18 protein-coding genes and 1 tRNA gene are annotated in these 25,114 nt (G+C 32.9%); 9 read left to right on the forward strand and 10 right to left on the reverse strand.

The window, feature by feature from the left end; genetic code table 11:
• Window positions 1-183: 183 nt before the first annotated feature.
• Window positions 184-2,823, reverse strand: a complete 2,640-nt coding sequence (gene alaS, locus IUY40_RS13540; RefSeq protein WP_195737398.1) for an alanine--tRNA ligase — start codon at window positions 2,821-2,823, stop codon at window positions 184-186.
• A 195-nt stretch (window positions 2,824-3,018) separates the two neighbouring features.
• Here alaS and IUY40_RS13545 point away from each other — a divergent pair, with 195 nt between their 5' ends.
• From IUY40_RS13545 to IUY40_RS13580, 8 genes are all read left to right on the forward strand, one after another.
• Window positions 3,019-3,996 carry a M23 family metallopeptidase gene (locus IUY40_RS13545; RefSeq protein ID WP_195737399.1) on the forward strand — a complete coding sequence of 326 codons (978 nt, stop codon included), beginning with the start codon at window positions 3,019-3,021 and terminating at the stop codon, window positions 3,994-3,996.
• Window position 3,997: 1 nt separating this feature from the next.
• Entirely contained in the window at window positions 3,998-4,330 is a 333-nt protein-coding gene (locus IUY40_RS13550; protein WP_195737400.1) for a MerR family transcriptional regulator, read from the forward strand.
• 32 nt (window positions 4,331-4,362) lie between these two features.
• The gene (locus IUY40_RS13555; RefSeq protein ID WP_195737401.1) at window positions 4,363-4,950 is read left to right on the forward strand and encodes a LemA family protein; all 588 of its coding nucleotides are present in this window, start codon (window positions 4,363-4,365) and stop codon (window positions 4,948-4,950) included.
• Window positions 4,951-5,033: 83 nt separating this feature from the next.
• Complete coding sequence (locus IUY40_RS13560) at window positions 5,034-5,471, forward strand: TPM domain-containing protein (protein WP_195737402.1); 438 nt, start codon at window positions 5,034-5,036, stop codon at window positions 5,469-5,471.
• Window positions 5,471-6,271 (forward strand): TPM domain-containing protein, encoded by an 801-nt coding sequence (locus IUY40_RS13565; protein WP_195737403.1) that lies wholly within the window; start codon window positions 5,471-5,473, stop codon window positions 6,269-6,271. Before IUY40_RS13560 ends, IUY40_RS13565 begins: the two co-directional genes overlap by 1 nt.
• A 75-nt stretch (window positions 6,272-6,346) precedes the next feature.
• Complete coding sequence (locus tag IUY40_RS13570) at window positions 6,347-6,760, forward strand: Rrf2 family transcriptional regulator (RefSeq protein WP_195737404.1); 414 nt, start codon at window positions 6,347-6,349, stop codon at window positions 6,758-6,760.
• A gap of 246 nt (window positions 6,761-7,006) precedes the next feature.
• The gene (locus IUY40_RS13575) at window positions 7,007-9,556 is read left to right on the forward strand and encodes a TonB-dependent receptor (RefSeq protein WP_195737405.1); all 2,550 of its coding nucleotides are present in this window, start codon (window positions 7,007-7,009) and stop codon (window positions 9,554-9,556) included.
• A 153-nt stretch (window positions 9,557-9,709) separates the two neighbouring features.
• A complete protein-coding gene (locus tag IUY40_RS13580; RefSeq protein WP_195737406.1) occupies window positions 9,710-10,447 on the forward strand; it encodes a DUF2490 domain-containing protein in 738 nt (245 codons plus the stop codon).
• Between the two features lie 189 nt (window positions 10,448-10,636).
• Here the strand turns inward: IUY40_RS13580 and IUY40_RS13585 are convergent, their stop codons facing one another.
• From IUY40_RS13585 to era, 3 genes are all read right to left on the reverse strand, one after another.
• The gene (locus IUY40_RS13585) at window positions 10,637-13,384 is read right to left on the reverse strand and encodes an outer membrane beta-barrel protein (protein WP_195737407.1); all 2,748 of its coding nucleotides are present in this window, start codon (window positions 13,382-13,384) and stop codon (window positions 10,637-10,639) included.
• A gap of 189 nt (window positions 13,385-13,573) precedes the next feature.
• On the reverse strand, window positions 13,574-14,884 hold the full coding sequence (der, locus tag IUY40_RS13590; protein ID WP_195737408.1) for a ribosome biogenesis GTPase Der: 1,311 nt from the start codon (window positions 14,882-14,884) through the stop codon (window positions 13,574-13,576).
• Window positions 14,885-15,196: 312 nt separating this feature from the next.
• Entirely contained in the window at window positions 15,197-16,078 is an 882-nt protein-coding gene (gene era, locus IUY40_RS13595; protein ID WP_195737409.1) for a GTPase Era, read from the reverse strand.
• A 118-nt stretch (window positions 16,079-16,196) separates the two neighbouring features.
• Here era and IUY40_RS13600 point away from each other — a divergent pair.
• A tRNA-Met gene (locus IUY40_RS13600) sits at window positions 16,197-16,269 on the forward strand.
• Here IUY40_RS13600 and IUY40_RS13605 read toward each other — a convergent pair.
• From IUY40_RS13605 to IUY40_RS13630, 6 genes are all read right to left on the reverse strand, one after another.
• Window positions 16,229-17,797, reverse strand: a complete 1,569-nt coding sequence (locus tag IUY40_RS13605) for a recombinase family protein (protein ID WP_195737492.1) — start codon at window positions 17,795-17,797, stop codon at window positions 16,229-16,231. The two genes, IUY40_RS13600 and IUY40_RS13605, sit on opposite strands and share 41 nt — an antisense overlap.
• A gap of 63 nt (window positions 17,798-17,860) precedes the next feature.
• On the reverse strand, window positions 17,861-18,019 hold the full coding sequence (locus IUY40_RS13610; protein WP_195737410.1) for a hypothetical protein: 159 nt from the start codon (window positions 18,017-18,019) through the stop codon (window positions 17,861-17,863).
• Between the two features lie 437 nt (window positions 18,020-18,456).
• Window positions 18,457-21,294 carry a type I restriction endonuclease subunit R gene (locus IUY40_RS13615; protein WP_195737411.1) on the reverse strand — a complete coding sequence of 946 codons (2,838 nt, stop codon included), beginning with the start codon at window positions 21,292-21,294 and terminating at the stop codon, window positions 18,457-18,459.
• A gap of 4 nt (window positions 21,295-21,298) precedes the next feature.
• The gene (locus IUY40_RS13620; protein WP_195737412.1) at window positions 21,299-21,925 is read right to left on the reverse strand and encodes an abortive infection family protein; all 627 of its coding nucleotides are present in this window, start codon (window positions 21,923-21,925) and stop codon (window positions 21,299-21,301) included.
• Window positions 21,926-22,999 carry a restriction endonuclease subunit S gene (locus IUY40_RS13625; RefSeq protein ID WP_195737413.1) on the reverse strand — a complete coding sequence of 358 codons (1,074 nt, stop codon included), beginning with the start codon at window positions 22,997-22,999 and terminating at the stop codon, window positions 21,926-21,928.
• Between the two features lies 1 nt (window position 23,000).
• Window positions 23,001-24,593, reverse strand: a complete 1,593-nt coding sequence (locus IUY40_RS13630; RefSeq protein WP_195737414.1) for a type I restriction-modification system subunit M — start codon at window positions 24,591-24,593, stop codon at window positions 23,001-23,003.
• Between the last annotated feature and the right edge of the window lie 521 nt (window positions 24,594-25,114).

The raw sequence follows: 25,114 nt of genomic DNA on the forward strand, positions 1-25,114 counted from the left end.
TTTTTAATAAGTTATATATTAATAACAATCAGTAAATATAAATCAAAAATTAACAAATAACCTAACAAAAATTTACTTAAACACAATAAAAAAGCCCAAACATAATAATAAAACTATTATTATGTTTGGGCTTACATTATATTTTAAGAATATTAAATCCTAGAAACTTAGCTTCTCAGAACCTTACTTCACGTACTCAATAGCTTTTGCTAGAGCTTCTGGAATTCCATCAACATTTTTACCTCCGGCAGTTGCGAAGAAAGGTTGTCCTCCTCCTCCACCTTGGATATATTTTCCTAATTCACGAACCACTTGTCCTGCGTTTAGTTTTTTGTCTGCAACTAATTCTTTAGAGATATAACAAGTTAGCATTGGCTTTCCTTCTTCGGCTGTAGCCAAAAGTAAAAATAAATTATTTCCTAAATTTCCAAGCTCGTAAACCAAATCTTTAGCTCCTTCTGGAGATAGATCAACTTGTTTTGCCAAGAACTGTACACCATTTATTTCCTGCAATTCCTTAGCTAGATCCCCTTTCATATTTTTAGCTTTATCTTTCAATAAAGTTTCTAACTGTTTTTTAAGTTTAGCATTTTCATCTTGCAACGAAACAACAGCTTTTATTGGATCTTGTGCATTTTTTAAAACTGCATTTATTTCTTTTAATTTCTCAGCTTGGTTTGCAAAATATTCTTTTACAGCTCCTGAAGTTATTGCTTCGATACGACGAACCCCAGATGCGACTGCCCCTTCACTCACAATCTTGAAATACCAAATATCAGCAGTATTATTTACGTGAATTCCACCACATAATTCCATACTATCACCAAATTTGATTGCACGTACATGATCTCCATATTTCTCACCAAACAAAGCCATTGCGCCTTCCTGAACAGCTTGTTCAAATGGCACATTTCTTCTCTCTATTAATGGTAATTGCTCTTGGATCCTTGCATTTACAAAGTCTTCAACTTGTTGCAATTCTTCGTCAGTCACTTTTGAGAAATGAGAAAAGTCAAATCTTAAATATTTCGGACTTACCAATGATCCTTTTTGCTCTACATGCGTTCCTAAAATAGTACGCAATGCCTGATGCATTAAGTGTGTCGCCGAGTGATTTGAAGCCGAACTTTTTCTTGTACTTACATCTACATAAGCTTTAAAAGTCTCTGATAGATTATTTGGGATTTCTTTAGCAAAATGTATGATTACATTATTCTCTTTCTTAGTATCAATTATGTAAATTACATCTCCGTTACTAGCCTCAAAATATCCTTTATCTCCTACTTGTCCTCCACCTTCTGGATAAAAAGGTGTCATATTAAATACGATTTGATAGATTTCTCCATCCTTAGCGCTCTCCACTTTACGATAACGAGTAATTTTTACCATCGCTTCGGTACGGTCATATCCTATGAATTCTTCATCTTCATCATCAATCAAAATTTGCCAATCCCCTGCTTTAACTTTTGAAGCTGCACGAGAACGTTCTTTTTGTTTTTGTAATTCTGACTCAAAACCTACTTCGTCTAGTTTCAATCCTTTTTCAGAAAGAATCAAAGCTGTTAAATCGATTGGAAAACCATAAGTATCATATAATTCGAATGCTTTCTTTCCTGAAATAACTTTATCCGTATTATTTACAATAATATTATCTAGCAATACTAATCCTTGGTCCAGTGTACGTAAAAAAGAATTTTCCTCTTCACGAATTACATTTGTACAAAGTTCTTTTTGCAATTTAATTTCTGGAAACGAAATACCCATTTGTATACTTAGTGTATCTACCAGCTTATAAATAAAAGGCTCTTTGGTATCTAAAAAAGTAAATCCATAACGAATAGCGCGACGCAAAATTCTACGTATTACATACCCTGCTCCTGTGTTTGATGGTAATTGTCCATCCGCAATTGCAAATGCAACAGCACGAACATGATCTACTACTACACGAATCGCAATATTAGTTTTGTTTTGCTCTTCACTTATATTTTTAACTTCATCAGAAGTGTATTTAAAACCTGTAATTTGTTCTACTTTTTCAATAAGCGGTGTAAAAACATCTGTATCATAATTAGATGTTTTTCCTTGCAATGCCATACACAAACGCTCAAATCCCATTCCAGTATCAACGTGCTGTGCAGGAAGTTTCTCAAGAGACCCATCGGCTTTACGGTTGAATTCCATGAATACATTATTCCAGATTTCTACCACTTGCGGGTGATCGTTATTTACTAAACTCTTTCCTGAAACTTCTGCTTTTTCTTCCTCTGTACGTAAATCAACATGGATTTCTGAACATGGTCCGCATGGTCCCTGATCTCCCATTTCCCAAAAATTATCCTTTTTATTTCCAAGAATAATTCGATCTTCATCAATTAGAGTCTTCCAAATATCCCAAGCTTCCTGATCAAAAGGAACATTATCTTCTTTGCTTCCTTCAAAAACAGAAACATAAAGATTTTCCTTTGGAATTTTATAAACTTCAGTCAATAATTCCCATGCCCAATTAATTGCTTCTTTTTTGAAATAATCTCCAAAAGACCAATTTCCAAGCATTTCGAACATCGTATGATGATATGTATCAAAACCTACATCTTCAAGATCATTATGTTTTCCTGAAACACGAAGACATTTTTGCGTGTCGGCTATTCTAGGACTTTTTGGCGTTCCGTTTCCTAAAAAATATTCTTTAAACTGAGCCATTCCCGAATTATTGAACATTAAGGTTGGGTCGTCTTTAAGAACAATTGGAGCAGATGGAACTATTAAATGCCCTTTGCTCTGAAAAAAGTCTAAAAATTGCTTACGTACGTCTTGTGATTTCATATTTAAATTTGAAAATGTGCCAATTTGAAAATGTGTCAATTATGATGAATAATCCAATACTTAACTATCAGATTTATAAACCACCTAATTAACTAATTATTTTTATTATTGAAAAAGAGTAGAACAACTGAAACAATTTATTAAATTTGTTCGACCAACATTTTTACAATGTGCAAAAATAGGGTATTTTAAAATATGGCGAAAGTAAAATATTATTACGATTCGGAAAATTTGGCTTACCGAAAAATAAAAACTAAAAAAAGAACTAAATTTGGCTTTATTATCTTGTTTTTAGTGGCTTCTACATTATTTGGTTTTTTGGCTTTTATAATATTGCTGAACACTCCTTACTTTGAAACTCCAAAAGACCGCTTACAAGCTCGTGAAATTGAAAATTTAAAGTTGAATTATTCAATTTTAAACAACAAAATGGATCAGATTGATGCTGTCGTTGAGAGCCTTGAGGGACGTGACAATAATTTATACAGAGTTTACTTTAATAAAAAAGAAATTCCAGATTCAATCCGAAAAGCAGGGTTTTCGAGAATCGAAAGATACAAAGCTTTGGAGGGGTACAATAATTCCCAATTAGTAATCAAAACAACTAAAAGAATTGATGTGCTTTCTAAACAATTAGCAATACAATCGAAATCATTAGATGAAATTTTGAAACTAGCGAGTGCCAAAGAAGATTTATTATCTGCAATTCCTGCCATTCAGCCAGTACAGAATGAAAATTTAAAACGTATGGTTTCTGGTTTTGGATACAGAACAGATCCTTTTACCAAAGTACGCAAAATGCATAAAGGTATGGACTTTACAGCCAAAACAGGAACTCCTGTTTATGCCACTGGAGATGGTGTCATATATAGAGCAGACAGTAATGCTTCTGGTTTCGGGAATCACGTCGTAATTAGGCACGGTTTTGGCTACGAAACTTTATATGCCCATTTAAGCAAATATAACTGCCGACCTGGACAAAGAGTAAAACGTGGAGACATTATAGGTTATGTAGGCAGCACCGGAAGATCTGAAGGGCCACATTGTCATTATGAAGTTCATAAAGATGGTAAAGTCGTAAACCCTCTTAATTTTTATTATGGAAATATTTCAGCGGTAGAATATGTCGCCATTTCACAATTAGCAAACCAAGAAAATCAATCATTAGATTAAAATGCATATAGAATTACAACCCGATAAACGGTATTATAGTATTGGTGAAATCGCCAAAGCGTTTAATGTGAATACTTCTTTGATACGGTTTTGGGATGGAGAATTTGATATTCTTAAACCTAAAAAAAATGCTAAAGGCAACAGAATGTTTACGCCTGAGGATGTAAAAAACCTGCAGTTAATCTTTCACTTAGTCAAAGAACGAGGCTTTACTCTAGAAGGAGCCAAAATTCATTTAAAAGAAGGTCAAAAGAAGACATTAGATAAATTCGAAATAATACGTAAATTAGAGTCGATAAAAAAAGAATTAATAGAGATTAAAAACGAATTGTAACAATAAATTATTAAACTTAAAATTAAACAAACATGAAAAGATTTTTGCCTTGGATTATTGGAGCAGTTATTATTTTTTTAATATACAGCTGGGCTTCTGGAATTTATAATAAAGCAGTAACACTTGAACAAGACGTGAAAGAAAGCTGGGGAAATGTTAACACAGCTTATCAAAGGAGAAATGATCTTATCCCAAATTTAGTAAACACTGTAAAAGGATATGCTGAACATGAAAAAAGCACTTTAACAGCTGTAATAGAAGCTCGTGCTAAAGCTACAGGAATTACAATTGACCCAAGTAATGTTACTCCAGAACAATTAGCTGCATACAATTCAGCACAATCAGGAGTTTCTTCTTCTTTATCCAAATTATTGGTAAGTGTTGAGCAATATCCAAACCTGAAAGCTGATGCAAGTTTTATGAAATTACAGGATGAACTAGCAAGTACCGAAAATCAAATTTTAACAGCTAGAACTCGTTTTAATGAAGCTGTTAAGCCTTATAACAATAACATTAATACTTTCCCAAGAAACATCTTGGCTGGAATGTATGGCCTTAAAGAAAAACCATACTTTGAAGCAACTACTGGAGCTGATAAACCAGTTGAAGTAAAATTCTAATAGAAGTTTAATAAATAATTTTCAATTGTAGAACCAATTTCTACAATTGAAAATTATTACTATACATTTTTAAAATAATTTCAATGTCTAAAGTAGAAGATTTTTTAACCAAAGAAGAGGAAGAAGCAATTGTTGAAGCTATTTGCATGGCCGAAAAAAACACTTCTGGCGAAATTAGAGTTCATATAGAAAAATCAACTTCTAAAGCCCATTATGATAGGGCTTTGGAAGTTTTTCACGAACTAAAAATGGATGAGACACAACTTCAAAATGGTGTTTTAGTATATGTAGCTGTAGATGATAAACAGTTTGTTATTTGCGGAGATAAAGGAATAAACGATGTTGTACATCCTAACTTTTGGGATTCTACTAAAGAAGCAATGTCATCACAATTCAAACAAAAAAACTTCAAACAAGGACTTATAGATGGTATCTTGGTAGCTGGCGAACAATTGAAAAAATACTTCCCTGGATCTGCTGACGATACTAACGAATTATCAAACGAAATATCTAAAGGATAATGATTATACCCAAACTAAATACCTCGATTTTCCTAAAATTAATCGTTTGTCTATTCTTTACTCAAATAGGTTTTGCTCAATTTACAATTCCCGAAAAACCAAAATTTCAGACTTCTGTTTACGATTATGCAAATGTTCTAAGCCCTACAGAAAAAGCACAATTAGAAGAAAAACTTATTCGCTATTCTGATTCTACCACTACTCAAATTGTTGTAATTACCATAGAAAACCTTAAAGGGGAAGATGTGAGCCAACTTGCCACCAAATGGGCGCATACTTGGGGATTAGGTCAAGCAAAAGAAGACAATGGAGTTATTATTTTGGTTGCAAAATCAGAACGTAAAATTGCTATTAATCCTGGATATGGTCTTGAGGATAGGTTGACAGCTGGTATTGGAGGTGAAATCATCAGAAACATTATTATTCCCGAATTTAAAGCAGGAAGTTATTACAAAGGACTTGATAAAGGAGCCGACGCTCTTTTTGATGTTTTTAAAGGCAAATACAAAGGAACCCGAAAACAAGCACCTGAAGGAGAGAGCTTTCCGTTTTTTATATTCATTATAATCATAGCTATTGTCATATTTCTTATGTCAAGAAATAAAGGCGGAGGTGGAAACTCAGGAAATAATGGCGGTGGAGGCCCTAGCCTACTTGACGTTATCATTTTAAGTAATCTTGGCCGAAGTGGTGGAGGTGGTTTTGGAGGCTTTGGTGGAGGGTCATCTGGTGGCGGTGGATTTGGCGGAGGCTTCGGCGGAGGCGGATTTTCTGGCGGAGGATCTAGCGGAAGTTGGTAATTTTTAGTTTTCAGTGATAGTTACCAGTCACAGTTTAAAAACTTATAATATATTTGCAATTCATAATTTATAATAATGTTATCACATAAAGCCAAATATGCTCTTAAAGCATTACTTTATTTAGCGGAGCAAGACGAAAATCACATTTCTAAAACCATAGAAATTGCTGAGGGAGCCAATATTCCTAAAAAGTTTTTAGAGCAAATTTTACTTGATCTAAAAAGAGGTCATTTTGTGAGCAGTAAGCAAGGAAAATACGGTGGTTATTATCTCGTAAAATCTAAAAATGATATTACCCTAGCCGAAATACATCGTCTTTTTGATGGTGCAATTGCCCTTTTACCTTGTGCATCTTTAAACTTTTACGAGCCTTGCTCTGATTGTAAAACTGAGTCAGAATGCCACTTAAGACACGGCCTAATACTTATTCGAGATAAGACTTTACAAGCAATGCAAGGGATTACCATAGCCTCATTAGTAGAAAAATAAAAAAATATATTTTAAATTATAGTAGTTTTATAGAATTTATATATATTTGCCAAAAATAAACACATACTAATTAAAACCAACCCTATGAAATCACGTAAAAAAATCATTGATACAAAAACAAGTCGATTGCAAAGTAGCATCCCAAAACATATTATAAAAAACAATAACAGCCTTATTATGTGTATGTGTACGTGTTAGTAAAAAAATTTAACTTAAATTCTACTAATTACATATACTTAATATAAAATGAAAAATTCTATAAAAAATACATTTACAGTACTACTAGTTTTTACCTTCTCAATCTCATTTGCACAAAATATTGAAGGCGTTGTTACAAACAGCGAAAACATTCCATTAGAAGCCGCTAACATTGTCATAAAAGGAACAACTTCTAACACAATTACAGATCAAAATGGAAAATTTACCATTGAATCTAAAGGAAAACTTCCATTAACACTTTTAGTTCAGTATGTAGGATACAAAACCGCAGAAATAGAAATTACTCAATTACCAATAACCACTCCTTTACTAGTAACACTTAACGAAGAAAATGCGCTTATAGAAGTGGTAGTTTCTTCAAGACGTCGAATAGAAAGAGCACAAGATGTTCCTATAGCGATATCAGTTATAACAGGTAAGCAAGCAGAACAAACTGGTGCTTTCAACGTTAATCGCATAAAAGAACTGGTTCCATCAGTACAACTATACTCATCAAATCCTAGAAATACAGGTATTAATATTCGAAGCCTAGGTTCTCCATTTGGACTTACCAATGACGGAATCGACCCTGGTGTAGGTTTTTATGTTGATGGTGTTTATTATGCCCGTCCAGCAGCAACAACTCTTGATTTTATTGATGTAGAGCAAATCGAGGTATTACGAGGCCCACAAGGATCTTTGTTTGGTAAAAACACCACCTCTGGAGCATTCAACATTACTACTCGTAAACCAAGTTTTACTTCGGGTGCGGATTTTGAAGTTAGTTACGGAAATTATGCTTTTTTACAAGCCAAAGCATCAGTTACAGGAGCTTTAAGCAGTAAAATTGCAGGGCGTTTATCATTTTCAGGTACACAACGTGATGGTCTTATTGATAATATTGTAACTGGCAGAGCTACAAACACATTAAATAATCAAGGAATTAGAGGTCAATTACTATATACTCCATCAGAAAACACGAATATCATCCTTGCTGCAGATATTACCACGCAGCGACCAGATGGATATGCTCAGGTAGTTGCTGGTGTTGCTCCAACACAAAGAGCTGCTTATCGCCAATTTGATGCGATTGTTGCCGATTTAAATTACAAGCTTCCGACTTTAAATGCATTTGACCGTAAAATTGACCAAGATACTCCATGGCGTTCTGGACAAGATTTAGGAGGTATATCTCTTAATGTTGATTCAAAGATTGGAAATGGTACTCTTACCTCTACTACAGCTTGGCGTTTTTGGAACTGGGATCCTTCAAACGATAGAGATTTTACAGGATTACAAGTACTTGCAAAATCGCAAAATCCTACCAGACAAACACAAATAACACAAGAAGTTCGTTATGCAGGACAGCTTACATCTAAAATAAGCGGTGTTGTAGGGGTCTTTTTTATTGATCAAACATCTCATACAAATGGTACTGAAGAATCTGGTAACGCACAATGGAGATTTTCTCAAAGTTCTACCAGTCCATTATGGAAAACTCCAGGTCTTTTTGAAGGATATGGTATAAAAACCGATGCCAGAATCAGGTCTTCTAGTGCTGCTGTTTTCGGTCAATTAGATTGGGCAATTACGGATCGTTTGCATGTACTACCGGGTGTTCGTTATAACTTTGACAAAAAAGAAGCCGATTACTCTCGTACAACTTACGGAGGGCTACAAACTACTGACCCTGCATTACTTGCTTTGAAAAAATCTGTATATAGTGACCAGGCATTTACATCTGATACTGACAATACAGACTTTTCTGGAAACCTAACTGTGACCTATAAAGCTTCGGATAAAATCAATGGATATGCTACTTACGCAAAGAGCTATAAACCAGTAGGTGTAAACGTAGCTGGACTTCCAACTGATTCAAAAGGACAGCCATTACTTGATCTTGCTGTAATTAAACCTGAAAAGGTAAATCATTATGAAATAGGGATAAAAACAGCTCCTTTTAAAAATTCAATCTTCAACTTAGCATTCTTTAATACTGATATTAAAGACTTCCAAACCAATGTTCAAGCTGCCGAATTAGGTGTTAACCGCGGCTATCTTGCTAACGCAGACAAAGTACGCGTAAGAGGAGCTGAACTAGATGCTAGTTTTATAGTTAGCAGTCATCTAACTATAAATGGTGCTGCCACTTATACTGATGCTAAATATGTTAAATTCACCAATGCACCACTTCCGTTAGAAGAAACTGGAGCTCCAGTAGCATTCAAAGATGTTTCGGGAACTGCTTTGCCAGGCGCTTCTAAATGGGCAGGATCATTAGGAGGTGAGCTTTCTGATAAAGCAAAATTTTTCGGAAATGTTGGTAAAGTTTTCTTAGCAATCGATTCTTATGCTCGTTCTGAATTTTCATCAAGTCCTTCTGCTTCTAAATATTTAGTTGTTCCGGGTTATGCCATTTTTAACGCTCGTTTAGGTTTCCGTGCATCCGAAGGTTTATCTGTTCAGTTCTGGGGACGCAACATTTTAAACAAAGATTACTATGAACAATTACTACCTGCTGGTGGAAACACAGGACAATATGCAGGTGTATTAGGCGATCAAAGAACCTATGGAGTTACTTTAAAGTATTCTTTATAACACTAAACACATTCATTAAAAGCTATTAACTGGGGCAAGTTTCAAATAACTTGTTCCAGTTTTTTTATTATTCAAATCACAAAATCGAACTAAAAGCCGATTTATAATCGACATCAATTGTATATATTCGCAACCTGAATTTATAACAACTGAATGAAATCCTGTAGATTACTTTTTATTCTTATACTTACAAGTCAAATACTGGCAGGACAAACCAAAAAAAATATCGACCAACAATCCCTCGCTTGGATTAGATATTACAATATAATACCATTAACAGAAAAGTGGTCACTTCACTCTGAATTTGATAACCGAAGCTTTATTAATCCTATTCATGAAAATCTATGGATTTTAAGAACTCAAGGAAGATACCGAGCCAATAAAAGCATCGATTTAGGCGGAGGATTTGCCTATTTTCATGTCAATACTCAAGTCCCAAATATTGATCCTAATTTTTCAGTTCCAGAATATAGAGCACAACAAGATATTACGATTATAAATGACATTGCAAAAATCACTTTTCACAATCGCTTTCAGTTAGAAGAGCGCTTTATTCAAAAAGCAAACAAAACCGAATTACTAGATGATTTCTCTTTTTCTTTTCGAATTAGATATCGCTTGCAATCTACTTTTACGATTTGGAAAAAAGACAAACAAAGCCTTAAAGGAACTATTTCTGATGAAGTATTATTTAATTTGGGGAAAGACAACAAGAAAAACACCTTTGATCAAAATCGGATTTACGCTGCATTACGCTACCATCCTACTCCAAATATTGGCTTAGAACTGGGTTATTTAAAAAGCTTTCAAAGAAAAGCAAACGGACTCGATTTCTATGACCGAGACATTGTACGTTTTACCGTTTATCACAGAATTAATCGGAAAATGTAAATTGTAAAGATGTGAGATGTGAAAATTAGGCTAAAGCCCTTTTCCTCTTATAATAAATATCTCCAGCTAAAGCTGGAGTCAATTCAAACTTTAAGTTTGTCTAACTTTGTTTCTTTGAGCCTTTGTTACTCTGTTGTTTAACACCTCAACCTTTATGCAACTTTGAGCCTACAAAAAACCTTAATCCCTTTACCCCTTTCTCTTAGATCCTTTTTTCGTAGATGCAAAATTTCCAATTTTATACGATAGCGAAAACATCACATACCGTTTTAAAACTGTGTTTTCTTCATCACGAATTGAGGTTGAAGAAATTGTTCTTGTGGCGCTTTGGTTTTGATTTAAAAGATCATAAACTTTTACTTTTACAAACAACTTCTTATCCAAAAGACCATAAGAGAGACTTGTATTCCACAAGAAAAAATATTTATTAAAATCATTAGAAATATTAGAATTGTAAGTATATCCAAAATCATTTCCGAAAACCAAATTTTCTGGCCAATAAGTTGTGGCTTGCAAATTGATATTATGAATCACATTAGAAGTAGCGTCTCTTGAAGAATTCTCATATTTTGTTTCGTTATAAGACAAACTAAACGATGGAGCAATAGTAAGCAGTTCGCCATATTCGTATGACAAATACACTTTTGGCTTGATTGCTGTTGATTTTGCATTATATAAAATAGCATTGGTGTACCCTTTATCAAAAGCATAAGTTCCGTTTAATCCCAAACCATATCTTAAAACATGAGCATCTTTCTTAATTGATTGGTTCCAATTTCCTCCTAGAGAAGTACTATAGGTTCCCGAAATATTTGTATAAGTAGTGGTTCTTTTTCCACTATCATCATAAACAGAAGTCGAAACAACATCATTATTATAAAAATCTGCCCTAACAAACATACTATAACCTGAACGCGTACGGAAATCAAAATTTCTAAAATTGAAGTTAACACTATTTTTTTCTATTGGATTTAAATCTGGATTTCCTATTATGGTATTCAATGGATTACTCAAATTCAAAACAGGCAATAACTGACTTGAAGTAGGAAGCGAATTAGAATGATCAAACTTAAATGACAAATTTTTAGACTTACTAAACTTATATCTGATTTGAAAATCTCCATAACCCAAAGCATATTTTCTGTTTAATTCAGTTACTTTATCCAAGTACAAAGATTGATTATCATAATCAATAATAGCTGTTCTAGAATTCATATTGATGGTAAATTTACTTTTTTGCCAAGTAATACCAACTTTAGGGCTAAATGTATTTTGTTTTGAAGTTATATAATTACTCAATGCTGAATTTAGGTCTGAATAAGATTCTGTATCTGCATTAAAATTGAATGTTCTCTCATCATTTACAGCACTTATAAAATCCAAATTCGTTCCAAATCGCATTCGCAAAGAATCAGTAATTGGCTCAGTATATTCGAGATCTAACGAATATGAATCATTAACTGTACTCTTTTTAGTATTTTGATTTCTCTCATCATCAGGCTTGCTGTCTTTATAAAAAATAGTCTTCGAGAGATTCAATGCATCTGAATCGTTACTTGAATTATTATTCATAAAGACAAAATTTAGATTCCTTTTTTTATTCTCAAAATTCTTATTGAAATTGATACTATTACTAAAGTTATTATTTTCACTTTCTGAATATGATTTCGAATTACTTTCATTTAAAGACACTCCATTTTCATCTTCCGAAAAGCTAGAAGAATCTGAACTATTATTAGAACGAGATTGACCAAACTTTGGAGAAACAAAAATTTGAATACTTGGACTGATTTTATACTCTAATTCAAGATTTACGTTATTCCCTGTATTTTCATTTCTTGAATTCGATTCAGAACTTGTTAGAATATTCCCTGTTGGCAAAAAACTGATTTGATCTGACTTACTTGCATTTTTATTAATTGAATTCGAAAAATTATAACTCGCCGAGGCATCCAAATCTTTTGCCCATTCATCTGAATAATTAAATCCAACCAAGCTAGACTGTGTAATCCCTCGCCCTCCTCCAGAAGAGCTAGATCCCAATCCCCTACTATTTCTTCCGCCTCCCATATTATCAAACACATCATCCATAGCAAATCCAGAAGAATTAATATTATTAGAAGAGGCTAAAACACTTATCTTTTGTTTGTTATTAAAAAAATTCATGATAAGACTACTTTCATACCGATCATCAGAACCATAACCTCCAAGGATTTTACCAAAGAAGCCTTTATTTTTCTTTTCGTCTATCGTCAAATTGATGCTGGAATAATCCGAAGTAGATTCTTGCTTAGACAACTCTTCTTTTTTTGTTTTAAAATCTGATACCTGAACTTTTTTAATAATTTCGGCTGGTAAATTTTTCAAAGCTATAGCGCCATCTTTATCAAAAAATGGTTTTCCGTTTACCAAAAACTGAGTTACTTGTTTTCCGTTTACAGTTATCTTACCATCATTATCTACATCAACTCCTGGCAGTTGTTTTAATAAGGTTTCTACATTTGAATCTGGACGTACTTTATAAGAAGAAGCATTAAACTCTAATGTATCCTTCTTCATCGTAATTGGTGCTGCCTCTGTTTTTATAACTACATTGTCTAAGGCATTTACATTTTCGAGTAAATATAATTTGCCATAATCCTTACTTGCTAAAAGTCCCTTTTCTTCCTCATAATAAGGCAGATATCCCATATAATTTATCTTCAAGAAAACTGGTTTGTCGTATTTCTTGGTATTTATTATAAAAAAACCGTTTTTATCAGTCGTAGCATAATCAATTACAGTAGAATCTTTAGCTGTAGAAAAATAAACTGTAGCCAACTCTAATGGTAGTTGTGTATTAATATCAATAACAGTACCTTTAATAACAACATCTTTTTGGGCATTAACACTATAGCCTAAAACAAAAAACAATAAAAAGAAGTACAATCTAAACATGCAAAGAATTTTTAATAGTATAGGACTCAAAAAAAAGCCAAAGGTTTAATCTATTTTATTACTATTTATCATCTATTTTTTTATCCAACAAATAGTTTTCTAAACAAAGATAACTTACTAAAGATATAAATATTTCACGATCACACTTCATTCCATAAAAAAATCCCGATTTCTCGGGATTTTTGTTTTTTATTTCTCTCTAATATAAATATCGATTGGCACTCCTGAGAAGTCCCAATTTTCTCTAATCTTATTTTCAAGATATCTCTTATATGGTTCTTTAACGTATTGTGGCATATTAGCAAAAAACACAAACTGAGGTGTTGGTGTTGGCAACTGCATACAATATTTAATTTTTACATATTTTCCTTTAGTCGCTGGTGGTGGATATGCTTCGATTACCTTCAACATAAATTCATTAAATTTAGATGTTGGTATTCTTTGTTTTCTACTTTCAAAAACCTTAACTGTTGCTTCTAGTGCCTTTAGCAAACGCTGTTTTGTTAAAGCTGAAACGAAAAGGATAGGCACATCTGTAAAAGGCATTAGCTCTTTACGGATTTTCTCTTCGTAATCACGAGTCGACATGGTGTCTTTTTCGACCAAATCCCACTTGTTTACCAAGATTACAACTCCTTTACGGTTCTTTTCTGCCAACCAGAAAATACTCTGATCCTGACCTTCAAATCCACGTGTAGCATCAATAATCAAAATACAAATATCTGCATGTTCAATTGCTCGAACGGAACGCATTACGGAGTAAAACTCTAAATCTTCTTTAACTTTTGCTTTACGACGGATTCCCGCAGTATCAACCAAGTTAAATTCAAAACCAAAACGATCAAATTTAGTATCAATCGCATCACGAGTTGTTCCTGCAATATCTGTTACCATGAAACGTTCTTTACCAATTAATGCATTGATAAAACTTGATTTTCCGGCATTTGGACGACCAACTACAGCAAAACGAGGTAAAACTACCTCTTCCTGAACTGGTTCTGGTTTTACCGGAAAAGATTCGATTAAAGCATCTAATAAATCTCCTGTTCCACTTCCTGAAATACTTGCAAATGTGAAATATTCTCCTAAACCAAGATTATAAAACTCTACAGCATCTTTCTCACGCATTGCGTTATCTACCTTATTCACAGCCAATAAAACTGGCTTGGTTACTTTACGTAACAAACGAGCAACAATGTCATCCATTGGAGTAATGCCTTCTTCAACATCTACTACAAAAATAATTACATCCGCTTCGTCAATAGCTAATTCTACTTGTTTGCGGATCTCTCCTTCAAATACGTCATCACTTCCGCGAACATATCCTCCAGTATCAATTACAGAAAATTCTTTTCCGTTCCACTCGCTTTTACCATAGTTTCTATCACGGGTAACCCCAGATACTGAATCTACAATAGCTTCTCTTCTTTGTATCAGCCTATTAAAAAGGGTTGATTTCCCTACATTAGGTCTTCCTACTATCGCAACAATGTTATTCATTTTTTTTTGTTTTAGTCCCGATAGCTATCGGGATCAGATTTTAGATTTTAGATTTCTAGCTTCCTAAAAGCCTAATCACTTGTAATCCAAAATACTTTATTTTAATTTTTTGCAAAGGTAGTCTTTTTTATTTTGCAGTTATCAGTTTTAAGTATTCAGTAAAAAAACTCTCAAACTGCCACTAAAACTAAACACTTTTATTCAGGACTAGGACTATCCCGATAGCTATCAGGACAGGCTAAAATCCAATTTTTAGTTATATTCTAAACATTTCATTTTGGAACTTGAAACAAACTAACAATTAAACAAAAACTATTGGTTATACCCAAAACGTTTTAGCATATTCGCATTACTTCTCCAGTTTTTATTCACTTTTACATATAGTTCAATGTGAATTTGTTTTCCGAAGAATTTCTCCAAATCGGCACGAGCTTCGGTACCTACTTTTTTCAAAGCAGCCCCTTTATGCCCAATGATAATACCTTTTTGTGTTTCGCGCTCCACCATAATCAAAGAACGAATACGGATGATGTTCTCATCTTCAAAAAATTCTTCGGTTACAATTTCTACTGCGTATGGTATTTCTTTGCTGTAATTCAACAAGATTTTTTCACGGATAGTTTCATTTACAAAGAAACGCTCTGGTTTGTCTGTCAATTGATCTTTTGGATAATATGCTGGCGATTCTGGTAATAATTCGATAATTCTTCCAAAAACCTCAGGCACATTAAAATTCTGTAATGCCGAAATTGGAAAAATCTCTGCATTAGGAACTTTTTCAGTCCAAAAAGCTACTTGCTCTTCTAATTGCTCCTGATTTGAATTATCGATTTTATTCAATAACAACAATACTGGAATTTTTGCATGGATGATTTTATTAAAGAAAGCTTCATCCTTAAGTTCCTGCTCCCCTATCTCAACCATATAAACTAGGATATCAGCATCCTCAAAAGCCGATTTTACAAAGTTCATCATCGATTCCTGCATTTCGTATGCTGGTTTGATGATTCCAGGAGTATCAGATAAGATTAACTGAAAATCTTCTCCATTTACGATTCCTAGGATTCTATGACGTGTAGTTTGTGCTTTAGATGTAATGATTGACAATCGTTCTCCAACGAAAGCATTCATAAGTGTTGATTTTCCAACGTTTGGATTTCCGATAATGTTTACGAAACCTGCTTTATGTGACATTTGTGTACTATTTATTCTGCAAAGGTAGTTATATCAAGCCAATACAGAAAATAAAAACATTTTTTTAATTTTTTGTTGAAATATCCAATAATTGGTTATACCTTTGCACCCGAAACAACGCGGGATAGAGCAGTAGGCAGCTCGTCGGGCTCATAACCCGAAGGTCACAGGTTCGAGTCCTGTTCCCGCTACTAGACCGGACAAATGAGAAAACGACTCATTTGTTCGGTTTTTTTTATGCAATAAAGCTTTATTAATCAACAGAATACACCTTGCAATAGCGTTCACTCTCGGGGTTCGATATGTGCTTCCATCAAAATACAGTTTTTCAGGGTATATCGAACTTATTACATATCTCTTGGTCTCTATATCGCCTTCTTTATAAACGGTTGATAGCCTTGAAAGGATATTTAATGCATCATCAAGATTTTTCTTAATATTGTGTTTTTTTTGTTCAGACAGGTATGCAGAAAGTTCTTCCTCTAAGTTCTCAATGTTTCTTTTACACTCTTCTTTGATTTCCCTGTAATCATCTGCATCCAATTTTTCAGCCAAAAGTAACTCTCTTGCCTTCGAAAGTTTTGTATTAAATTTCTCAATTTCCAACGCGATGGCCCTGCGTCTATTCTCAAACACAGATGTAAAACTTTTATAATTGGTCATCATTATATCATGTAAGAGCCCTTGAATAACAACCGGAAATTCATATTTTTCCAAATTATTCTGGAATATCTCATTTGCTTTGACAGCACTTTTTCTAAAACCGCATTTTGGAATACAATGATAGTAGTAGTAATACGCTCCCTTGGAACCCTTGGAAGCACTGCCGGTCAGATTCCTTTCGCAATCAGGACACACTAAAAAACCTCTTAAAGGCAAGTTATCATCTGAACGAAGCTTTACCTGAGGACGTACTTGATGTTTGTTTCCATCAATAATATCCTGAACCTTATAAAACAAAGCTTCAGAAATTAAGGCATCATGCTGGCCTTGAACAGAATGTGCCTCCTCATCTTTATATTTTTGAACGAAGACCTTGCCACAATACACAACATTCCGCAAAGCCACATGAAAAGCACTTCTGCTGATACTCTTACCTCTTTTAACCATTGCCTGACGCACTTGATCTACCGCCAGCACACCTTTACCAACTTCATTAAATGCCCATTGAATATTACTTCCCTCCGGTTCTTTTATGGCAATATACTTTTTACCATCCTCTTTGGTTCGATTGATGTAACCATATGGAGCCATACCTAAAACCCTCCCTTCTTTTTTAGCACGACGCATGCCGTAAAATGTATTTAGGGCACGCCTGTCATTTTCAACTTCCGGAGCTGCCAAATATATTGCCAGCATCATTTTATTTTCAGGAACTGAAAGATCAAGTGGTTGCTCTACAGCCTGCGGTTCAATCCCCAAAGCATTAAGTATATTAATCATTTGGTAAGCATCCCCGGCATTCCTGCTAAAGCGGTCCCACTTTGTAAAAAGTACAAAGTCTGGTCTTGCTTTACGTTTCTTTACTCCATCAAAAAGTCGTATCCATTCTGGTCGCTTAAAGGTTTTTGCAGAATGGTCTTCAAAAATAACATTATCGACATGAATATTGTGATTATTACAATACCTGCGCAGGCGTTCATCCTGGTCACGTTGTGAGTATCCTTTATCTGCCTGCTCATCTGTTGACACTCTAATATATAAAATTGCACTTTTCATAGTATAATAGATTTCGTTAACACATTGAATATATCGACTTTAAGTACTACAAAAATAAACAAACTACGGAAGTTTAAAGTGTTTTCTAATAACAAGATATGTTAAATTATGCAAGAAATCCATTATTAAAACTGCATCTTCGTATGACACGTCCATTCCCGCATCTTTCATTCTTTGAAATGCTACTTCTATAGCTATCTTTTTTAATTCAAAATCATTCATCTCCTTGCATATTAATATTGCAACACTGCATAACTAAATTATTTGAATTTTACAGAAGTAATTATTATAAGGCATACAAAGGGTCTTTCTTGCGGTCATTGGCTAATTTTGAACCTCCAATATATACAACTTTATAAAATAATGAATAACATCTAAATAATGATACTTATCGTTTTATTCTCTTATACTTGCGATAATAACATTTTCAGCAACGTCCTTTTGACAAATAGTATTTTACAAAATACATAAAAGGTGGCGGTTTGGAATTCCTGAAAAATAGGATATTTGAAAGTGCTTCTGTATTTATATTCTCTCACTTGAAAATAAGTTTCACTAAACATCACAAACAAAAAATTCCAAATAAAATGCTACTTTATAGTACTTTATTTGGAATTTTCTTTCTCCTTATGTCACTTTTATTTACATATAGTTAAGTTCTAATCATTAAAAAAAGTGTCAATAAAAGTAAGGAATTTACTTAAAATATTTTCACCAACCTTTGCTCTTTGCAAAATTGAGGGCTGATTTATTAACACATCAACAACTTCCTGTTTTGTTGGGATTCTTTGGGTAAATAAATAATCTTCAGTTAGCTTTTTTAGTTTGTCTCCATTTATTTTTTCATCAACTACAAACTGGTTGAACGCTTTTTGCTGCTCTTCAATCATAAAAGCTGTATAACCTTCTTCAATTGAGGTGCCTTCAAGCAGTGGAAGATTTTCTTCGATAAAACGTTCTATTAATTCGCGTTTACTTCGTAGTTTGACATCTCCTGCCACTATATCTAATATTTCTTTTTGTCTGCGTTCCTTTTCTTCTGGGTTTGTTGCTTTTAGTTTAGCTAATAATTCTAAAATATAGGTTACTGTAATATCATCCCGATGAATCAATTCTAATTCAAAATCAACTTCGTTTAGTATGGAGGCTTTTTCTCTTTTACCTTTATCGGACAACTCCAAGTATTTGGATTTATAATTATCAAATTCTTGTTCTTCTAAAACAATATCATCAAAACTAAAATCGACAAAAGAAGCAATGATATTTTTCAATCTAATGATTTCACGAAATGCTTTTACAAATTCTAATTCTTCACCATCGGTATATAAGTCGTCAACGGATTCATAGGTTGGTGTAATTGCTATTAAATTATCGTAGGCGTCATTAATTTCTTTAACGTAACTTTCATAGGGTTTTAAGATGATAATCTCTTTTGCTTTTTTATCTGAAAATAAAGCAATAGCATCATCAGTGGCTTTTTTAAGATTTCTGAATACTACGATATTTCCTTGTGATTTTTTATCTCCAAGTATTCTGTTTGTTCTGGAATAGGCTTGAATTAAACCGTGGTATTTTAGATTTTTATCTACAAACAAAGTGTTCAATGATTTACTATCAAATCCTGTTAAAAACATATTGACTACAAATAAAATATCTATTTGCTTGGCACGTACTCTTTGCGCAATGTCTTTGTAGTAATTGTAAAAAGATTGACTGTCTTTTGTGGTCCAATTGGATTTAAAGGTTTTATTATATTCTTCAATATAGCTTTCGAGTTTATCTCTTTTATGGTAAGAATTATAAACTTCTTGTGGTTCAGCTACTTCGTTAAAGTCTTTCTCATCATAATCATCGGTATCGCTAATCATTTCATCATTGGCACCAAAACTAAAAATTGTTGCCATATTTAGATTGTGTTTTCCTTCTTGTTTTAATTTCAGAAACAAATCGTAATATTTAATCAACATTTCTACGCTACTGACACAAAACATAGCTGTGAAAGCTTTATTTTGAGTTTTAATTGGATGTTGTTGAATGATGTAATTGGTTATTTTTTCAATACGGTCTTTGCTTTGTAATAATTCTTGGGTATCAATTGCTTCTACATCAATATCTATTTCATTTTGAGAATTTTCACGCTCTTTGTATTTGCCCACATATTCTACAGAAAAACGTAATACGTTTTCATCTTTAATAGCGTCCGTAATAACATAGCTATGCAATTGCTCCCCGAATAAGCTAGCTGTTGTTTGGTTTTGCTTATTTTTAGATAAAGCATTTTCAACAAAAATTGGTGTACCCGTAAAACCAAACATTTGATAATTTTCAAAATATTGGGTTATTTTTTTATGTGTATCACCAAATTGAGAACGGTGGCATTCGTCAAAAATAAAGACAATCTTTTTATGTTTTAGATCGTCCATGGTTTTTAGATGGTGCTCTCGTGTTATTGCGTTGTACAACTTTTGAATAGTTGTAACAATCAATTTGCTATTCGTGTCTTTAAATTGACGAACTAAATTAGCCGTATTGTTTGTTGGATCAATACAATCGGGTTTGAAGGCATTGAATTCTTTTGCGGTTTGATAATCTAAATCTTGTCTGTCGACACAAAAAACTACTTTATCTACTTTGGGTAATTGAGATAATATTTGACTGGCCTTGAATGAAGTTAAAGTTTTACCTGATCCTGTTGTATGCCAAATGTAGCCGTTGTTATTGCTGTTTTTTACTTTGTCAACAATGCGTTCTACAGCATTAAATTGATATGGACGCAACACCATAAGCATTTTATCAGAATCGTGCAAAACATTGTATTTAGTAATCATTTTAGACAAGTGACATTTCTCTAAAAAAGTATTAGCAAAATCTTCTAGTTTCGATATACGTTTGTTGTTTTCATCTGTCCAATAAAATGTTTGTTTGAAATCGGGTTTTTTATTCCCGAAATTACTGAAGTATTTGGTGTTGACTCCATTACTGATGACAAATAATTGCACATAATTAAACAAACCTGTATTGGCTGAAAAGGAATGTTTTTGATAGCGATTGATTTGATTGTAGGCTTCTTTTAATTCCAGTCCAGTTTTCTTCAATTCAATTTGAACTAAGGGCAAACCATTAATTAATATAGTTACATCGTAGCGGTTTTTATACGTACCTTCAACTGTTATCTGATTGGTGACTTGGTATTCATTTTGGCACCAAAAATCCATATTTAAGAACTCTACATAAACCAATTCGTTATTTTCGTTTTTGAAAGCAAACTTATCGCGAATTAATAAAGCCTTTTCAAAAACATTATTAGATTTGGTTAAATGATTCAGTATTTGCTTAAAATCACTATCCGAAAACACTTTTTTATTGTGTTTTTCTAATTGCTTTTTAAGGTTAATCAATAAATCATCTTCACCTTTAATGGTTACTTTTTCGTAACCATTTGAAGCTAACTGACTGATTAAATTTTGTTCAAGTATTAATTCAGATTGGGATGTCATTTTTTTATAAATCTAAATCTGGATAAAAATTTTGTAATTCCTGTTCATATCTAATATAATCCGTTTCGTATAATGCTAAACTATAACTTATTAAATAACCTGCTGTATCTTGAGCGTCCAACCATTCATTAAATTCTTCATAATCATCATATTTATATTGTTTTTCGCTCTCACTTTTAATTGAAAAGAATAATCTTAATATATAAAAAACATAGTTATCTGTTGAATTAACAACCATTTTTGCAAAATCTACATCACTTGAAATTTCTTTTGGAGATGGTCTTCCGTGAGATATATCTCCTCGTTTATTTCTAATAGTTCCAACTTCTGAAACGAAAACTGTAATATAGTTTAATTCTTCTATTTCAATAAACTCTTTCAGCTTTTTAAACATTCTTTTAACCAACTGCTGAACCGTTTTATCTTCAATTTCAGACGATGAATAGTTAATATCTAATGCTGATAATATTGATTTTGAAATTCCTTCAAATAGAGATTTACAACTTTCGATAGAAATATCGGGGTTCGTGTTTAAGTTACTTTCAATTAAATCTAATATAGTATGATAGTATTGAAAGTTATCAAAAATTTCAATATGTTCATCAATAATCGTTCTAGTTAATTTCATCATTTACACAAACATTAGCTGTAATAATCCTTTTTTATATTCCTGTATTTCTTCTATTTGGGTTGAAACTAACTCTATCTTTTCATCGATAACCGAAAGAAAATCAGCAATTTTGGTTTGTTCAGGGACTGAAGGAACATTTATAGAAATTTTTTCTATTGTACTTTTTGACAAACTTGGCACTCCTGAAGCTTCATTATGTTTTTTCCAATTTATACTTTGAAAAACGTAAAAAACATATTTAGGTAGTGAATCTATAAAAGTATGAGTATAAAATAAAGTGTCTACGGTCCAAATATCTCCGTTAAAATACATGGGCTTATCGATTGTTCCTTTTCTCCCAATACACACTGTTTCACCTTGGTGTAAAAAACTATCTACATATGTCATCAAACCTCCCGTTCCATAAACCGGCACATTTCCAAGATTCAAATGTTTATAATCTCTACCGCTTCCGATAGAAAGAATGTCCCCAATACTCTTCACCTCCCAATCCTCAAAATCATTACCATTCCCGTCTTTAAACCTCAACACTTTACTAAATAGTTTTTGCATTATCCCTTTTTTGTATTCTTCTAAAAGAGATTTTTTTTCTTTTAAAAGGCTTAGTTTTTCATCTACTGACGAAAGGAAAATGGCTATTTTGGTTTGTTCTTCGAGTGAAGGGAAGTAGATTTGTTGATTATGTACATCATTTCTATTCAATGTTGGAACACCAGAACCAGTACCAAAACGTTTTAAATCAAATTTATCATAAAAATAATATACATATTTAGGAAAATTACCTTTGAAATCAGTAACCCATAAAGAAGTATTATGAGGCCAGAAGTCTTCTTCAATATAAAATAAATTACCAATTGTACCCGATCTTCCTGTAACAATACCAGGAGCTTTTACTTTAAATTCATTATGTGTTTTAGAAATACCATTTGAAAAAACAACTGGAAATTTTCCTTTTACCATTTTAGTAATAGGCAAATCAAAACCTCTTTGCAATGGTGCAAAATCATCTACCCTTTTGTTTTTGTATTTTCCATTAAACTCTGGAAATCTCAATTTTGGTTGTAGTGTTTCCATATTAAAAAGGTGTTTTAATATCTAATGCTGCACAGAATGAAGCAATAGTATTATCGACTGTTTGCATTTTACTATCTATGGCTTGTATTCTATCAGCAACCGCATTAACATCAACAGAAATAGCTTCTTCAAACGTATTTACATAGCGAGGAATATTTAGGTTATAATCGTTGGCTTTTACTTCTTCAAGAGTTGCGATGTTTGAATATTTATCAATAACCTCACGAGATTGGTAAGTAGAAGTAATTTTGTCGATGTCAGCTTCTCTTAAAACATTTTGATTTTTTACTTTCTCGAAATCGTTGCTTGCATCAATGAATAAAATATTTTCTGGTGTTTCTTTGCATTTCTTTAAAACCAAAATACAGGTTGGAATACTTGTTCCGTAAAATAGGTTTGCCGGTAAACCAATAATGGCATCTATGTAATTTCTATCTTCAATCAGGAATTTACGAATGTGACCTTCGGCTGCACCACGAAATAAAACACCGTGAGGTGCAATACACGCCATTATTCCGTTATCGTCTAATTGATGAACCATATGTTGGATAAAAGCAAAATCGGCTTTGGTTCCTGGTGCCAGTCTTCCGTATTGTGAAAAACGATCATCATTAGAAAACAAAGGATTTGCAGACCACTTGGCAGAAAATGGCGGATTGGCTACAATAGCTTCAAATTTAAAATCGATATGTTGGGGTCTTTCAAGAGTATCTTCGTTTTTAATATCGAATTTATGATAATTGACATCGTGCAAAATCATATTCATTCGAGCCAAGTTATAGGTAGTACGGTTTTGTTCTTGTCCGTAAAAATGACCAACTTCCTCTACTTCTCTGGCTACACGAAGCAACAACGAACCCGAACCACAAGTAGGATCATAAACTGATTTTAATTTACTTTTCCGAGTGGTTACAATTTTAGCCAAGATAGTAGATACTTGTTGTGGTGTATAAAACTCACCTGCTTTTTGCCCTGCTCCTGCTGCGAACTGACCGATTAAATACTCGTAAGCATCGCCCAAAACATCGCCATCGGTATTGTCTAAATCAAAGTCAATTTCGTCTAATGCAGTAATGATTTTTACAATAACATCATTACGGTCTTTTGTGGTTCTACCAATTTTAGTAGAGTTTAAATCAATGTCATAAAATAGATTATCGAAATCGTCTTGGCTCTCTGAACCCATCGTGCTTTTTTCGATACTGTTTAATACATTGGCTAAATCTTCAAGAATAAAAGTACTTTGAATTTGTTCTTCATCATCTTGATTGATAATTTTTGCATTTCCTTTTTTAGCAAGGTTAGTAAACAATTCAGATGGTTTTAAGAAATACCCTAGGGCATCAACAGTAGCTTCTTTTAAGGCCGCTAAAATTTCCTTTCCCTCTGCCGAAGTTTCATCAATTTCTTTAAACAAAATTCTATCAGGCTTCAAGAATTCATTGGCTTTTTTCTCTAATTTCTCCGATAAATATTTGTAGAATATAAAACCAAGTATGTAATCTTGAAATTGATTGGCTGATATTTTACCTCTTAATATATTGGCTATTGCCCATAATTGGGATTCTAGAAGTTTCTTTTGTTCGTCTGACATTTTGGTTAACTGATTGTTAAAGATGAATTATCCTAATTCACATAAATGGCTAAATTAGTTATAAAGTATAATACTATCGAAACTTATTATTGTATTTTTTCATAAAGTCCTATATCTGATTTCATGAAATTTTTATCGAAAAGCATTAGTCAATATGATCGTTTTTTTGCCATCAATAAATCTTGCTTTTAGACATATAAAGATAAAAAAAACATAAGAATCGGACTTGAAAAACACCCTTCAAATCCCTCATTTTTAAGATTTAACACCCCATCTGCGTAACCAATCAGATACCAAATTTATTAAATTTTTTCCCCAAGTGGTCTTAGATCATTTATATATACTTATTACTTAAAAGCTCTCCTAAACAGTAAATAATCAATGCGAATTGTAGCTTGAATATACAAAAGTCAATGGAGGTTTTCTGATTGAAGTGGAACATTTCATCCTCTGTCAGATTTTAATCTTATTTACATTGATCCATTACAATTCATCATTGCTTCCCCTTCATTTTTAAATTC

Origin of the sequence: Flavobacterium sp. ALJ2 (genome assembly GCF_015594725.1) — a bacterium.
Classification (GTDB): Bacteria; Bacteroidota; Bacteroidia; order Flavobacteriales; family Flavobacteriaceae; genus Flavobacterium.